Here is a 14,635-nt window from a genome sequence, read left to right as displayed (position 1 = left end):
TGGCCCTTCCCCAGTTGACCGACGAACAGCGCGCGGCAGCGTTGGAGAAGGCTGCTGCCGCACGTCGAGCACGTGCCGAACTCAAAGATCGGCTCAAGCGCGGCGGCACCAACCTCAAGCAGGTGCTGAAGGATGCCGAGACCAACGAGGTCTTCGGCAAGATGAAGGTTTCTGCGCTCCTTGAGGCCCTGCCCAAGGTCGGCAAGGTCAAGGCGCAGGAAATCATGACCGAGCTCGAGATCGCCCCGACCCGCCGTCTGCGCGGTCTCGGCGATCGCCAGCGCAAGGCCCTGCTGGAGAAGTTCGACCAGTAGCGGGTCAGTGAGCGAAGGCGGAGGGCCGGACAACCCCAAGGCTCCGGTCGTGGTGCTGTCCGGCCCGTCTGCCGTCGGGAAGTCGACGATCGTGCGTTGCTTGCGCGAACGAATTCCCGACCTGCACTTCAGCGTTTCCGTGACCACAAGGGCACCACGCCCAGGTGAGGTCGACGGCGTTGACTACTCGTTCGTCTCGGCCGAACAGTTTCAGGCGTTGATCGATGACGGCGCACTGCTCGAGTGGGCCGAGATCCACGGCGGGCTGCACCGCTCTGGGACGCCCGCACAACCCATCCACGATGCCACTGCCGCTGGCCATCCCGTGCTCATCGAAGTCGATCTGGCCGGCGCGCGGGCCGTCAAGCAGGCGATGCCGGAAGCGCTCTCGGTTTTTGTGGCACCGCCCAGCTGGGACGCCCTGGAGAGTCGCCTGACCGGCCGCGGCACCGAAACGCCAGAGGTGATGGAGCGAAGGCTGGCCACGGCTCGAGCCGAATTGGCCGCCAAAGACGACTTCGACCGCGTCGTGGTGAACAGTCAATTGGAGTCTGCCTGCGCTGAATTGGTATCCTTGCTGGTGGCCCTCAGATAAGCCAAGCGCCGGGCACGGCGCGACGCGGCCCGTAAGCCACTCGAGCATTGATCGAAACGCCAGGAGATTTTTTCGTGAGCACCCCGCACGCCGACGCGCCGCTGGCCGCCGTCGAGGACCTTAAGTCGCCCCACGGTGGCTACGACACACCGCTGGGCATCACCAACCCGCCCATCGACGACCTGCTCGACCGCGCATCCAGCAAGTACGCGCTGGTGATCTACGCCGCCAAGCGCGCGCGCCAGATCAACGACTACTACAACCAGCTCGGCGACGGAATCCTCGAGTACGTCGGCCCGCTGGTCGAGCCCGGCCTGCAGGAGAAGCCGCTGTCGATCGCGCTGCGCGAGATCCACGGAGACCTGCTCGAGCACACCGAGGGCGAGGGCTAGGCCTCCGCGCTCATGGAGCGCAAGCGGATCATCGTCGGCGTATCCGGAGGCATCGCCGCATACAAGGCATGCACGGTGGTCCGTCAGCTCACCGAAGCAGGCCATCTGGTCCGCGTCGTTCCCACCGAGTCCGCACTGCGCTTTGTCGGCGCTGCCACTTTCGAGGCGCTCTCCGGCCACCCTGTCCACACCGGCGTTTGGGATGACGTCCACGAGGTGCCGCACGTCCGCATCGGGCAGGAAGCCGACCTCGTCATCGTCGCGCCGGCTACCGCGGACCTGCTCGCCCGCGCCGTGGCGGGCCGTGCCGACGACCTATTGACCGCCACGCTGTTGACCGCCCGGTGTCCGGTGCTCTTCGCGCCCGCGATGCACACCGAGATGTGGTTTCACCCCGCCACCGTCGACAACGTGGACACGTTGCGCCGGCGCGGCGCAATCGTGCTCGAACCGGCATCGGGCCGGCTCACCGGCGCCGACAGCGGCGCCGGACGGCTGCCAGAGGCCGAAGAGATCACCACGTTCGCCCACCTGCTCCTCGATCGCGCCGACGCGCTGCCGTATGACCTCGCCGGGGTCAAGGTGCTCGTCTCGGCGGGCGGTACCCGCGAACCGCTTGACCCGGTGCGTTTCATCGGCAACCGATCGTCGGGCAAGCAGGGTTACGCGGTGGCACGCGTCGCCGCCCAACGCGGCGCCGATGTGACGCTGATCGCAGGCAATACCGCAGGGCTCGCTGATCCTGCGGGCGTCGATGTGGTTCGCATCGGTTCGGCGGCCCAGCTGCGGGACGCGGTGTCCAAGCACGCCCCCGAGGCTCACGTGCTCGTGATGGCCGCGGCGGTCGCCGACTTTCGGCCCGTGCACGTAGAGACCAACAAGATCAAGAAGGGCGCCTCTGAGCCGACCGCGATCGAGCTCACCCGGACAGACGACGTGCTGGCGGGGACGGTGCGGGCGCGTACCGACGGGCAGCTGCCCAACATGCGTGCGATCGTCGGGTTCGCCGCAGAGACCGGCGACGCGAACGGCGACGTGCTGTTTCACGCCCGTTCCAAGCTCGCCCGCAAGGGCTGCGACTTGCTTGTCGTCAACGCCGTCGGGGAGAACCGTGCATTCGAGGTGGACAGCAACGACGGATGGCTGCTCGCATCCGATGGCACGGAGGCCGCGATGGAGCACGGTTCGAAAACTCTGATGGCCAGCCGTATCGTGGACGCGATCGTGGCGTTCCTGCACAACAGCGGCGGGTGACTGAACGTACATATCCGCAATGCGCGTAAGGGTTGCGCACGACGGGACCGCACGTTTGGGTGCAACGAGTGGAGCCGCAACGGCGGCGACATGGGACAACGTTATAATTTGACTGTCTAACTTTCTTTGAGAGAGCTGTAGCGAGAGGAATGAACCGTGAGCGAAGGTCGGCTGTTCACCAGTGAGTCGGTGACCGAAGGGCACCCCGACAAGATCTGCGACGCGATCAGCGACTCGGTGCTCGACGCGCTGCTTGCCGACGATCCCAAGTCGCGGGTCGCGGTCGAGACGCTGGTCACCACCGGCCAGGTGCATGTCGTCGGCGAGGTCACGACTTCTGCGAAGGAGGCGTTCGCCGATATCACCAACACCGTGCGCGCTCGCATCCTCGATATCGGCTATGACTCGTCGGACAAGGGCTTCGACGGCAGCACCTGTGGCGTCAACATCGGCATCGGCGCGCAGTCGCCCGACATCGCCCAGGGCGTCGACACCGCCCACGAGACGCGCGTCGAGGGCGCCGGCGATCCCCTGGACCTGCAGGGCGCGGGCGACCAGGGCCTGATGTTCGGCTACGCCATCAAGGACACCCCCGAGCTGATGCCGCTGCCGATCGCGCTGGCGCACCGGCTCTCGCGCAGGCTGACCGAGGTTCGCAAGAGTGGCGTGCTCGACTACCTGCGCCCCGACGGCAAGACCCAGGTCACGGTGCAGTACGACGGCCACACCCCGGTCCGGTTGGACACCGTCGTGCTGTCCACGCAGCATGCCGACGGCATCGACCTGGAGGCGACGCTCACCCCGGATATCCGCGAGAAGGTCGTCAACACCGTCCTCGACGACCTGAAGCACGACACCATGGACACCTCGGACTACCGCCTGCTGGTCAACCCGACCGGAAAGTTCGTGCTCGGCGGCCCGATGGGCGATGCGGGGCTGACCGGCCGCAAGATCATCGTCGACACCTACGGAGGGTGGGCCCGCCACGGCGGTGGGGCGTTCTCCGGCAAGGATCCGTCCAAGGTGGACCGTTCCGCGGCATACGCGATGCGCTGGGTGGCAAAGAACGTCGTCGCAGCAGGCCTGGCCGAGCGGATCGAGGTGCAGGTGGCCTACGCCATCGGCAAAGCCGCCCCGGTCGGGCTGTTCGTCGAGACGTTCGGCACCGAGACCGTCGACCCGGCCCGGATCGAGAAGGCCATCACATCGGTGTTCGACCTGCGGCCCGGCGCGATCGTCCGCGATCTGGACCTGCTTCGGCCGATCTACGCGCAGACCGCCGCCTACGGCCACTTCGGCCGCACGGACGTGGAGCTGCCGTGGGAGCAGCTCAACAAGGTCGACGAGCTGAAGGCTTCGGTCTAGCTATCTAGCCGAACTGGTAATCGGCCAACGGGTAGCGGCGGCTGCGCCAGTACGCCTCCATGGTGGTGGCAGGCCGCAGCGGCACGTCGCCGTTCTTGTCGAAGTAGTAGCTGTTGGCCAGAGAGCAGCTGTCCTGCCAGAAGATCTGGCGGTGGCGCTTGCGCATCATCTCCGCGAAGTAGCGGTTGTTGGCCTCCTGAGTCACCTCCACCCTGGTGGCGCCACGGCCGTTCGCGTATTTGAGGCAGCGCACGATGTGGTGGCTTTGCGATTCGATCAGTGCGAAGTACGACGAGCCGACGTAGCCGTACGGCCCGAACACGGTGAAGAAGTTCGGGAACCCGGGGATGCTGACGCCTTCGTAGGCCTGCAACCGGCGGTCGTCCCAGTACTGGGTCAGCGTCTTGCCCTGCAAGCCGCTGACCGAATAGGTGAGCACGCCGTCGGGGTCCAACACCTTGAAACCCGTCGCCAGAATCAGAACGTCGACGTCGTGGAACTCGCCGTCGGCGGTGACGACGCCCGAGCCGGCGATCTTGTCGATCGGCTCGGTGACCAGGCTGACATTGTCGCGGTTGAACGTCGACAGGTACGTGTTGTGGAAGCCGGGGCGCTTGCATCCCACCGCGTACCGCGGCGTCAGCTTGTCCCGCACATCGGGGTCCTTGACCTGCTTGCGGAGATACGCCTTGCCCAGTTTCGGTGCGCGCTTGGCCATCGGGTTGACCGTGAAGTATTGCGCGGCAAGCGGAAACGTCAGCTCGACGTAGGCCTGACTGAGCAGGCGTTGCACGCCCTTGACGCCGGGAAGCCGCATCGCGCGCCGAGCGGCGGGAGACAATGGCACGTCCGCCTTCGGGAAACACCAGATCGGTGTGCGCTGAAAGACGGTGAGGTGCTCGACGATTGGTGCGATCTCGGGAATGACCTGGACGGCGGATGCCCCGGTTCCGATGATGGCGACGCGCTTGCCTGCGAGATCCTGGCTGTGGTCCCAGCGCGCCGTGTGCATGGTCACGCCGGCGAACGAATCGACGCCGTCGATGTCGGGCAGGTGCGGAGTGGTCAGCACTCCGCCCGCGTTGATCAGAAACCGCGCGGTGACGGCGTCTCCAGAGTCGGTCTCGATGCGCCAGAGGTCGGCGTCCTCATCGAACACCACGCGCACAACCCTGGTGTTGAACCGGATCCTGCTCCTCAGGTTGTACTTCTCGACGCAGTGCTCGGCGTACGCCTTCAGCTCGCGACCAGGTGCGTACGTGCGAGTCCAGTCAGGACTCTGCTCGAAGGAGAACTGGTAGGAGTAGGACGGGATGTCAACGGCGATACCGGGATAGGTGTTCCAATGCCATGTCCCTCCGCACCCGTCGGCGGCCTCGATCAGCAAGTAGTCACCCATGCACGCCTTGTCCAGCAGGATTGCGGTACCGATGCCGGAGAATCCGGCACCAACGATGACCGTCTCGTGATCGGGCACTGCCATCGGGCCTCCGTCCGTGCGAGTGCTTAGAGCCTAAGCCGCTGCGATAGCTCCCACGATGCCCGCTCCACCCAATTCCTCAAGAGCTTGCCGTCCTCGCGCACGGCCCAGACGGCGGTGCCCGTCATGGCGATGTCCTGCTGGTCGGGTTCGGTACCGAACAGCCCGTTGTTTTTTCCGGTCAGTATCCACCGCGACGTCACCCGACTGCCGTCGGCGTTCTGGAACGATTCGACGACATCTAAGTGCAGGTCGGTCAGCTTCGCCAGGAAGTCCGTGATCCACGTCTTGAAATTCTCACGCCCGGAAATGGTCTCTCCGCCGGTGACGATGACGAAATCGTCGGTGACGAACCGGTCGGCGGCGGCGGGATCGTGGGCGTTCCAGACGGCATCCCAGAACGCGTGCACGATATCCACGGAATTCTGCGCACTCATTGAACATGCAACGCCCGGGTCGATGTGGATAGTCCGAGGTCTGTGTACCTTCAGCAGAATGGCGTCCACCGATGCCGGCCATGCCGGCTTCTCGTCGGTCACGAACCCGCAGCGGTTGACCAGGGCGCTGTGGTTGGCGGCCGTGGCCGTCGCCGTCTGCTACGGCGCCTTCCTCGTCTTCACCGCTCTGCGGCTGCCCTCAGGTGCCGAGTTGGCCGGTCAGTTCTGGTTGCAGCCCGCCGTCAAGGCCGCGCCCGCCGTGCTGCTGGCCGCCGCCGCGGTCACCCACCCGGTCCAGCGGGAACGGCGCTGGCTGGTCGGCGCACTCATTGGGTCGGCGGCAGGGGACTTTCTGCTGGCCATGCCGGGGTGGGAGCCGTCGTTCGTGCTGGGTCTGGCCGCATTTCTGGTCGCCCATCTGTGCTTCCTGGCCGCGCTGCTGCCGCTTTGTTCGTCGTCGGCGCCGCGGCTGACCGCTGCCGCGTTGGTGGTGGCCGCGTGCGTCGCTCTGCTCATCTGGTTCTGGCCGAAACTGGTCGCCGAAGGCATGACCATTGCGGTGACCGTCTACATCGCGGTGCTCGGCGCGATGGTGTGCGCGGCGCTGCTGGCCCGCCTGCCGACGCCGTGGACGGCGCTGGGTGCGCTGTGTTTCGCGGTTTCGGACGCGATGATCGGCATCAACAAGTTCGTTCTGGGGTCCGAGACGCTCGCGGTGCCGATCTGGTGGGTGTACGCGACATCGCTGGTCGGGATCACCGCAGGCTTCTTTTTCGGCCGGACGTCCGATCCGTCTGCTAGACGGTAGGGGTGAGCAAGACCGCGGCGGAGCACGAGCCGATCGCCCGGGTGCTGCCAATGCTGTCGGTGCCGCACCTGGATCGCGACTTCGACTACCTGGTCAGCGCCGAACAATCGGACGACGCGCAGCCCGGTGTGCGCGTCCGGGTGCGGTTCCACGGTCGCCTGGTCGACGCGTTCATCCTCGAAAGACGCTCGGAGACAGATCATGTCGGCAAACTGGGATTCCTGGATCGGGTGGTGTCCGCCGAACAGGTGCTGACGCCCGACGTGCGTCGCCTTGTCGACGCTGTCGCGGCGCGCTACGCAGGAACCAGGGCCGACGTGCTCCGGCTGGCGATTCCGCCGCGGCACGCCAACGTCGAAAAGGAATCGCCCGACGTCCCCGCACCGCTGACCGTCGCCGCCGTCGACACGGACCGGTGGGCCGAATACGGAAGGAGCGCACAGTTTTTCGCCGCCATCCGGGAGGGCCGCGCCGCCAGGGCGGCCTGGCAGGCCCTGCCGGGCGAACAGTGGGCCGAACGGCTGGCCGAGCTCGCGGCGGCCACCGTCGAGGCCGGACGCGGTGTGCTGGCGATCGTGCCCGATCAGCGCGACGTCGACTCGCTTCACGACGCCGCCGTCCGGTTCGTCGACGAAAGCCGGGTGGTCGCGCTTTCGGCGGGACTCGGCCCCGCGCAGCGGTACCGGCGATGGCTGTCGGTGCTGCGTGGTTCGGCCCGGCTGGTCATCGGAACGCGCAGCGCGGTATTCGCTCCGGTCGCCGATCTCGGTCTGGTACTGGTGTGGGACGACGGCGACGACTCCCTCTCCGAGCCTCGGGCGCCGTACCCGCACGCTCGCGAGGTCGGAATGCTCCGAGTCCACCAATTGCGTTGTGCTGCAATGATCGGCGGCTACTCCCGCACAGCAGAGGCGCAGGCCATGGTGCGCAGCCGGTGGGCGCACGACCTGGTCGCGGCCAGGCCGGTCGTGCGGTCCCGGGCACCGCGAGTGATCGCGCTGGAGGACAGTGAATACACCCACGAGCGCGACCCCGCCGCACACAGCGCCCGGCTACCGTCGATGGCCCTGCAGGCCGCGCGGTCGGCGCTCGACGGCGGCCGTCCCGTTCTTGTCCAGGTGCCGCGAAGGGGATATGTTCCCGCGTTGGCCTGCGGCCGCTGTCGCGCGATCGCCCGCTGCAGGCATTGCACCGGCCCGATGTCGCTGCCCGACCGGGATGCCGCGGGTGCGGTATGCCGCTGGTGCGGCCGCGACGAAACCGCGCTGCGGTGCGCTCGATGCGGGTCCGACGCCGTTCGCGCGGTCGTTGTCGGCGCCCGCCGCACGGCCGAAGAACTCGGCAGGGCGTTTCCCGGCACCACGGTGGTCACCTCCGGCGGCGACACCGTGATCTCGACAGTGCCCGGCGGGGCCGCGCTCATCGTCGCCACCCCGGGTGCCGAGCCGGTGGCGACGGGCGGATACGGTGCGGCGCTGCTCCTCGACGCGTGGGCGCTGCTCGGCCGTCAGGATCTGCGCGCGGCCGAGGACACGCTGCGCCGCTGGATGGCGGCGTCAACCCTGGTTCGCTGCGGTGCCGACGGCGGAGTGGTCGCCGCTGTCGCCGAATCGACGGTGTCGACCGTGCAGGCGCTGGTCCGCTGGGACCCCGTCGGGCACGCCGAGGCGGAGCTCGATGCACGCGACGAGGTCGGCTTGCCGCCCGCTGTGCACATGGCCGCTGTCGATGGCGCTCCTGAAGCCGTCACCGCAATGCTGCAGACGGCCGAACTGCCCGGCTCCGCGGACCTTCTCGGCCCCGTCGACCTGCCCTCCGGTGCCCGCAGGCCCCCCGGCGCCCCAGCCACCGGTCCGGTCAAGCGGATGCTGGTGCGGGTGCCGCGCGCCGACGGCCTCGAGCTCGCCGCAGCGCTACGGCGGGCCACCGGGGTGCTCAGCGCCCGCCACGATCAGCAGCCCGTCCGGGTGCAAATGGACCCCTTGCACATAGGGTAATGCGAGACTTCGGCGCCTCAGGGGCTGAATGTCGCCGGCCAGGCGGCTCCGAAGCTTGACGGGAGGTGGCATGCGGCGGGTAATCGGGTGGTCGATTCCGTTGATGCTCATCCTGTTTGGGCTCCTGTGGCCGCTTGTCTTCAAAGGCGGCGACAATCAGGAGCTGGCCGCCGACGACCCGGTTACTTTCAGCAATTTCAAGGCCGACTTCCGGGTCAACGCCGACGGCGGCATGGACGCCGCTGAGACCATCACCGCCGACTTCCCCGGCGGGCGGCACGGACTGTTCCAGTTCTGGGACACCGGCAATCCGAACAACCCCTATGTGCGACAGGTGCCCGATATCAAGTCGGTGCGCATCGACGGTGTGGCCGCGCCGTATCAAATGCTGTGGCAGAACGGGAAACGGTTCCGGGTGGTCAAGATCGGCGACCCGGACGAGTACCTCAGTTTCGGCAGGCACGTCTTCGAGATCCGCTACACGGTCACCGGCGTGCTCGACAAGGGCGATACCGGCGCCGACAAGAAATTCGCCAAATCCACCGGCGAGGGCTCCGCCGCGCAGTCGGTGTTCTTCTGGAATGTCGTGGCCGGCTCATGGAACAACCGGATGCAGCAGGTCGACATCACCGTGACACTGCCGCGCGACGTCACCGGCGCGCAATGTTCGGTGGGCTTCGGGGTCGGTGCACCGTGTCAGAACCTCACCATCACCGGCAACAAGGTCACGCTTTCGACGTCGTATCTGGGATCCCGTACCCCGGTGACGCTGCGCGCCGGGGTTGATGTGCCAACTCCGGAACGGGACGCTCTGCTGTGGCCCTACACCTGGGATCGGATCCTCGGCTCGTCGTTGGGGGAGGCGGCGTCGATCTTGGCGCTTGCGGTGGCTTTCGCCCTCGGCGGTTTTCTCTGGTACCGCACGACGGTTGAGCCGTCGCCGGGATTCCCGCTCCAATACGCGCCACCGGACGGCCTCGGGCCGGTGCAGACCGAGTACGTCCGCACCGAAGCCGTCCCCAAGAGCGCCCTCACCGCGACCCTGTTCTATCTGGCCGAGCGCAAGCTGATCGACCTGAGGCAGGTCAACGACGAGCACTGGCGAATCCGAGGCCTTGCCAAGCAAATCGATTGGGAGCAACTCGATCCCGTCAGCCGCAAGGTCGGCACCGTGCTCAAGGTGACCAAGCCGGGCGAAGAGTTCGAGGCGAAGAAATCGGTGAAGTCCGGCGAGAAGTTGAACAAGGCGAAGACCGACATCGCCACGGCCGTGCAGAGGTGGGCTTTCGACGGGGGCCTGATGGTCAAGCACAAGAAGGAGCTGTGGGTACGCACGGCCAACGTGGCCGCGATGTTGATCGCGGCCTGCTGCTTCCTGCTGTGGTTCGGCATCCCGTTCACCGCGGTGGGCCTGCCGTTCGCCGCCTTCTTCCTGTTCACTGCGCGGTCGTGGGCAGCCGGCGTGGGTACCCGTCGCACCGATGCCGGGCGCGAATTGTGGTCTGCCGCCGGAGGGTTCCACCGGATGCTGGCCACCGACTCGGCTGAGTCGAGGTTCGACTTCTCTGCACGCAAGGACCTCTACACCGCGTACGTGCCGTTCGCGGTCGCCGCGGGAGCGGCGGCGTTGTGGGCCAAGAAGTACGAGACGACAACAGGTGCGGTTGCTCCCCAACCGGATTGGTATAACTCGTCATCGACGTCTTCGTCGTCAGGTTGGGGCTTCTCGGGCGGATCCGGCGGAGCGAACTTCGACAGTTTTGATTCGGCCCTTTCGTCGTCCATCGGCGCCTACACCGCATCGCAGTCCTCTTCGTCGTCCGGCGGCAGCGGTGGCGGCGGCGGCGGTGGCGGCGGGGGTGGTGGCGGCGGGGGTGGTGGCGGCGGAGGAGGAGGCGGTTCATGGTGACAGCGCTGCTGATCATCGTCTTGCTGCTGGCCGTGCTGGTGCTGGCCGGTTTCGTGTTGGGCTACAACAAAATTCGCAGCGCCGACATCCGCGTCGCCGAAGCGCTTTCGGGAATCGATGTGGAGCTGACGCGGCGCGCGGCGCTGATCCCGAGCCTCGTTCACACGGTGCAGACGTTCGCCGCGCACGAAAAAGGCATTCTCGACCACGTCACCGATGCCCGGGCGGCGCTGACGACGGCCACCTCCGGAAAGTCCGTCGCCGAGCGCAGCGCAGCCGACAAGGAACTCGATTCCGCGCTGGTGCCGGTGCTGGCGCTGCGCGAGAGCTACCCGCAGCTGAACTCGTCGGACAACTTCTTGAACCTGCAGGACAATCTTGCGGACACCGAGAACAAGCTCGCCTTCGCCCGGCAGTACTACAACGATGCGGTCGCCACCCTGAACCGGTTGATGAGCACCATGCCGTTTATGTTCGTCGCACCGTTGACCGGTGTGTACGAGCGCGAGTACTACCAGACACCGCGGTAAACATGCGGATCGTCTTCGCCGGTACACCCGAGCCCGCCCTTCCGTCACTGCGCAGGCTCATCGACTCTGCGCGCCTCGACGTGGTCGCGGTCCTCACCCGGCCCGATGCCGCCGCAGGCCGCCGAGCCAAGCCGTCGCCGTCGCCGGTCGCGCAGCTGGCGCTCGAGCACGGCATCACGGTGCTGCGGCCAGAGCGACCCAACTCAAACGAATTCGTCGCGGAGTTGGCGGATTTGGCGCCCGACGCATGCGCGGTGGTGGCGTACGGGGCATTGCTCCGCGACGGTCTGCTCGCCGTGCCCGAGCACGGTTGGATCAATCTGCACTTCTCACTGCTGCCTGCGTGGCGCGGCGCGGCACCGGTGCAGGCGGCGATCGCGGCAGGCGACACGGTGACAGGCGCCACCACGTTCCGGATCGAACCCGCGCTGGACTCCGGGCCTGTCTACGGCGTCGTCACCGAGACCGTCCGGCCGACCGACACCGCGGCGAGCCTCCTTGACCGACTGTCGATCTCGGGTGCCGCGTTACTGGAGACGACGCTTGATGGCATCGCCGACGGATCGTTGTCGCCAGTACCGCAACCATCCGATGGGATCACCGTCGCACCGAAGGTCACTGTCGACGATGCCCGGGTGCGTTGGGATCTGCCCGCCCATGTCGTCGAGCGACGAATACGCGCGGTCACACCGAACCCCGGGGCGTGGACCCTCATCGGCGACCTGAGGGTCAAAATCGGACCGGTGACGGTCGACGACGCGGCTCCAAACGCACTGCCGCCAGGGGCGATTCGGGCGGACCGCGGCGGTGTGCGGGTCGGAACGGCTTCGCAACCGGTGTTGCTCGGCACGGTTCAGCCACCCGGTAAGAAACAGATGGATGCGGCGGCGTGGGCGCGCGGTGCCCGACTCGATGAAAGCGCAACGGCGACATGACGAAACCTCGAAGGCCTCGCCGTAAGCCGCTCGACGCGGCGCGCCAAGCAGCGTTCGACGTGCTACGGGCCGTCTCGGAAAACGACGCCTACGCCAACCTCGTGCTGCCATCGCTGCTACGCGAACGCGGCATCAGCGGCCGCGACGCCGCCTTCGCCACCGAACTCGCCTACGGCACGTGCCGGGCTCTCGGATTGCTCGACGCCGTCATCGCCGATGCCGCCGGACGGCCGCCGGACCGCATCAGCCCGGTGCTGCTCGACCTGCTCAGAATGGGGACCTATCAGCTGCTTCGAATGAGGGTCGACGCGCACGCCGCGGTGTCCACGACCGTCGAGCAGGCGGCAATCGAATTCGATTCGCCACGAGCCGGTTTCGTCAACGGCGTGCTGCGTACCATTTCCACGCGCGACCCGCAGTCGTGGATTGACGAGCTGGCCCCGTCCGCCGCATCGGACCCGATCGGGCACATGGCGTTCGTGCACGCCCATCCGCGCTGGATCGGCCAGGCGTTCGCCGATGCGCTCGGCGCCAGGGCGGGAGAGTTGGACGCGCTGCTGGCTGCGGACAACGACCGTCCACTGGTTCATCTCGCCGCCCGCCCGACAGTGCTGAGCGCCGATATTTTGGCGCAGGCCGTCGACGGGACCGTCGGCCGTTTCTCGCCGTATGCGGTCTACCTCCCGAGCGGAGACCCCGGTCGGCTGGACGCCGTCCGTCACGGCGAGGCGCTCGTTCAAGACGAGGGCAGCCAGCTGGTCGCCAGGGCGCTGACGCTCGCGCCCGTCGACGACGACCGCGGTCGCTGGCTGGACATGTGTGCGGGGCCGGGAGGCAAGACCGCGCTGTTGGCGGCCATCGGTGTGCAGGCGGGCGCCCGGGTCACCGCGATCGAGCCGAATGCGCGGCGTGCCGAATTCGTCGAGGAGAACACCCGTGGGCTGCCCGTCGACGTGGTGCGGGTCGACGGCCGCGATTCCGGGCTCGAGCCGGGATTCGACCGCGTGCTGGTGGACGCGCCGTGCACCGGTCTCGGTGCGCTGCGCCGACGGCCCGAGGCGCGCTGGCGGCGCCAGCCCGCAGACGTGCCCGCGTTGGCTCGGCTGCAGCGTGAGCTGCTGGCGTCGGCGATCAAGCTGACCCGGGCCGGTGGGGTGGTGCTCTATGCCACGTGTTCACCGCATTTGTCCGAGACCGTCGGGGTGGTGGCCGACGCGCTGCGCCGCCAGCCGGTGACGGCGCTGGACACCCGACCGCTTTTCCCGGGAGTCGACGATCTCGGCGATGGCCCCTACGTGCAGCTCTGGCCGCACCGGCACGGCACCGACGCGATGTTTTCCGCGGCGCTGGAAGTAGGGTGAGCCCATGTCACGACCCATGATTGCGCCGTCGATTCTTGCCGCCGACTTCTCCCGGTTGGCAGACGAGGTGGCGGCCGTGCACGGCGCCGACTGGGTGCACGTCGACGTGATGGACAACCACTTCGTGCCGAATTTGACGCTGGGACTTCCGGTGGTGGAAAGCCTGCTCCCGACGACCGACATCCCGATGGACTGCCATCTGATGATCGACGACCCCGACAGGTGGGCGCCGCCCTACGCGGAGGCCGGTGCCTACAACGTCACGATCCACGCCGAGGCAACCGACAACCCCGTCGGCGTCGCCCGCGACATCCGCGCCGCTGGCGCCAAGGCCGGCATCTCGGTCAAACCGGGCACTCCGCTGGAGCCGTACCTCGAGATCCTGCCCGAGTTCGACACGTTGCTGATCATGTCCGTGGAGCCGGGATTCGGCGGTCAGAAATTCATTCCCGAGGTGCTGCCGAAGGTCGCCATCGCACGCAGGCTGGTGGATGCGGGCGAGCTGACGATCCTCGTCGAGATCGACGGCGGCATCAACGCCGAGACGATCGAGGAGGCCGCCGAAGCGGGTGTCGACTGCTTTGTCGCGGGCTCCGCTGTGTACAGCGCCGACGACCCGGCGGTCGCGGTCGAGGCGCTGCGGAGGCGGGCCGCCGCCGCATCCAAACACCTCCTCCTATGAGCTTCGACGCCGCGATGCGGCTGGCCGTCGAGCAGGCCGAAGCGGTCAAGGGCCGCACATATCCCAATCCGCCTGTCGGCGCAGTCATTCTGGATCGCGACGGCCAGACCGTCGGCGTTGGTGCGACCGAGCCGGCCGGCGGCGCCCATGCTGAAGTGGTGGCGCTGAGGCGGGCGGGTACCCGCGCCGCGGGCGGCACGGCCGTGGTCACTCTCGAGCCGTGCAACCATCACGGCCGAACGCCGCCGTGCGTCGACGCCCTTGTCGCCGCAGGTATTTCGGTGGTTGTGCACGCCGTGAACGACCCGAATGCGGTCGCCGCGGGCGGCGCGGCCCGGCTCTCCGAGTCGGGTGTGGAGGTGATCGCAGGCGTGCTGGCCGACGAGGTCGCCGGTGGCGCACTGCGCGAGTGGTTGCACAAGCAGCGCACCGGGCTTCCGCATGTCACGTGGAAATTCGCCACAAGTGTCGACGGTCGCAGCGCGGCGGCCGACGGCAGCAGTCAGTGGATCACCAGTGCGGCCGCCCGCGCCGACGTGCACCGGCGTCGCGGGGCATGCGATGCGATCATCGTGG

The 14,635-nt window shown here is 67.5% G+C and carries 15 protein-coding genes; 13 read left to right on the top strand and 2 right to left on the bottom strand.

Annotated features, from left to right (window positions below):
• From mihF to metK, 5 genes are all read left to right on the top strand, one after another.
• Positions 1–314, top strand: a 314-nt coding sequence (mihF, locus tag QOJ24_RS20320; RefSeq protein WP_526264492.1) for an integration host factor, actinobacterial type, incomplete at its 5' end; no start/stop codon positions are given.
• A gap of 7 nt (positions 315–321) precedes the next feature.
• Positions 322–909: a guanylate kinase gene (gene gmk, locus QOJ24_RS20315; RefSeq protein ID WP_526264490.1), complete on the top strand. Its 588-nt coding sequence runs from the start codon at positions 322–324 to the stop codon at positions 907–909.
• 74 nt (positions 910–983) lie between these two features.
• Positions 984–1,301: a DNA-directed RNA polymerase subunit omega gene (gene rpoZ, locus QOJ24_RS20310; RefSeq protein WP_526264488.1), complete on the top strand. Its 318-nt coding sequence runs from the start codon at positions 984–986 to the stop codon at positions 1,299–1,301.
• Positions 1,302–1,313: 12 nt separating this feature from the next.
• Complete coding sequence (gene coaBC / locus QOJ24_RS20305; RefSeq protein ID WP_526264486.1) at positions 1,314–2,555, top strand: bifunctional phosphopantothenoylcysteine decarboxylase/phosphopantothenate--cysteine ligase CoaBC; 1,242 nt, start codon at positions 1,314–1,316, stop codon at positions 2,553–2,555.
• Positions 2,556–2,711: 156 nt separating this feature from the next.
• Positions 2,712–3,920, top strand: a complete 1,209-nt coding sequence (gene metK, locus QOJ24_RS20300) for a methionine adenosyltransferase (RefSeq protein WP_526264484.1) — start codon at positions 2,712–2,714, stop codon at positions 3,918–3,920.
• 4 nt (positions 3,921–3,924) lie between these two features.
• Here metK and QOJ24_RS20295 read toward each other — a convergent pair whose 3' ends face one another.
• Both QOJ24_RS20295 and QOJ24_RS20290 read right to left on the bottom strand, forming a co-directional pair.
• Positions 3,925–5,403, bottom strand: coding sequence for a flavin-containing monooxygenase (locus tag QOJ24_RS20295; protein WP_526264482.1), 1,479 nt, complete (start codon positions 5,401–5,403; stop codon positions 3,925–3,927).
• Positions 5,404–5,426: 23 nt separating this feature from the next.
• Positions 5,427–5,837 carry an ester cyclase gene (locus QOJ24_RS20290; protein WP_526264480.1) on the bottom strand — a complete coding sequence of 137 codons (411 nt, stop codon included), beginning with the start codon at positions 5,835–5,837 and terminating at the stop codon, positions 5,427–5,429.
• A gap of 58 nt (positions 5,838–5,895) precedes the next feature.
• Between QOJ24_RS20290 and QOJ24_RS20285 the strand changes: the two genes are divergently transcribed.
• The 8 genes from QOJ24_RS20285 to ribD form a co-directional block, all read left to right on the top strand.
• A complete protein-coding gene (locus QOJ24_RS20285; protein WP_526264478.1) occupies positions 5,896–6,645 on the top strand; it encodes a lysoplasmalogenase family protein in 750 nt (249 codons plus the stop codon).
• Positions 6,646–6,695: 50 nt separating this feature from the next.
• Positions 6,696–8,642 (top strand): primosomal protein N', encoded by a 1,947-nt coding sequence (locus QOJ24_RS20280; RefSeq protein ID WP_526264494.1) that lies wholly within the window; start codon positions 6,696–6,698, stop codon positions 8,640–8,642.
• 70 nt (positions 8,643–8,712) lie between these two features.
• Complete coding sequence (locus tag QOJ24_RS20275) at positions 8,713–10,551, top strand: DUF2207 family protein (RefSeq protein ID WP_526264476.1); 1,839 nt, start codon at positions 8,713–8,715, stop codon at positions 10,549–10,551.
• Complete coding sequence (locus QOJ24_RS20270) at positions 10,545–11,081, top strand: LemA family protein (protein WP_526264474.1); 537 nt, start codon at positions 10,545–10,547, stop codon at positions 11,079–11,081. The genes QOJ24_RS20275 and QOJ24_RS20270 overlap by 7 nt, the downstream gene beginning before the upstream one ends.
• Before the next feature lie 2 nt (positions 11,082–11,083).
• Positions 11,084–12,016: a methionyl-tRNA formyltransferase gene (gene fmt / locus QOJ24_RS20265; protein ID WP_526264472.1), complete on the top strand. Its 933-nt coding sequence runs from the start codon at positions 11,084–11,086 to the stop codon at positions 12,014–12,016.
• Positions 12,013–13,377 (top strand): transcription antitermination factor NusB, encoded by a 1,365-nt coding sequence (locus QOJ24_RS20260; protein ID WP_526264470.1) that lies wholly within the window; start codon positions 12,013–12,015, stop codon positions 13,375–13,377. Before fmt ends, QOJ24_RS20260 begins: the two co-directional genes overlap by 4 nt.
• Positions 13,378–13,381: 4 nt before the next feature.
• Positions 13,382–14,059 carry a ribulose-phosphate 3-epimerase gene (gene rpe / locus QOJ24_RS20255; RefSeq protein WP_526264468.1) on the top strand — a complete coding sequence of 226 codons (678 nt, stop codon included), beginning with the start codon at positions 13,382–13,384 and terminating at the stop codon, positions 14,057–14,059.
• The coding region (gene ribD / locus QOJ24_RS20250) for a bifunctional diaminohydroxyphosphoribosylaminopyrimidine deaminase/5-amino-6-(5-phosphoribosylamino)uracil reductase RibD (protein ID WP_526264466.1) at positions 14,056–14,635 on the top strand (580 nt) is incomplete at its 3' end. The genes rpe and ribD, both read left to right, overlap by 4 nt.

The sequence above is a fragment of the Mycobacterium sp. genome, assembly GCF_032159775.1.
GTDB lineage: Bacteria > Actinomycetota > Actinomycetes > Mycobacteriales > Mycobacteriaceae > Mycobacterium.
Note: the sequence above shows the minus strand (reverse complement) of the source record. Positions and strands in the feature narration are given on the sequence as shown.

Bases quoted from the DNA above. Each gene is read 5' to 3' on its own strand.
- QOJ24_RS20270 (WP_526264474.1), top strand. From the start codon at position 10,545: ATGGTGACAGCGCTGCTGATCATCGTCTTGCTGCTGGCCGTGCTGGTG.
- QOJ24_RS20295 (WP_526264482.1), bottom strand. From the start codon at position 5,403: ATGGCAGTGCCCGATCACGAGACGGTCATCGTTGGTGCCGGATTCTCC.
- QOJ24_RS20290 (WP_526264480.1), bottom strand. From the start codon at position 5,837: ATGAGTGCGCAGAATTCCGTGGATATCGTGCACGCGTTCTGGGATGCC.
- rpe (WP_526264468.1), top strand. From the start codon at position 13,382: ATGTCACGACCCATGATTGCGCCGTCGATTCTTGCCGCCGACTTCTCC.
- fmt (WP_526264472.1), top strand. From the start codon at position 11,084: ATGCGGATCGTCTTCGCCGGTACACCCGAGCCCGCCCTTCCGTCACTG.
- QOJ24_RS20280 (WP_526264494.1), top strand. From the start codon at position 6,696: ATGCTGTCGGTGCCGCACCTGGATCGCGACTTCGACTACCTGGTCAGC.
- QOJ24_RS20260 (WP_526264470.1), top strand. From the start codon at position 12,013: ATGACGAAACCTCGAAGGCCTCGCCGTAAGCCGCTCGACGCGGCGCGC.
- QOJ24_RS20275 (WP_526264476.1), top strand. From the start codon at position 8,713: ATGCGGCGGGTAATCGGGTGGTCGATTCCGTTGATGCTCATCCTGTTT.
- coaBC (WP_526264486.1), top strand. From the start codon at position 1,314: ATGGAGCGCAAGCGGATCATCGTCGGCGTATCCGGAGGCATCGCCGCA.
- QOJ24_RS20285 (WP_526264478.1), top strand. From the start codon at position 5,896: ATGGCGTCCACCGATGCCGGCCATGCCGGCTTCTCGTCGGTCACGAAC.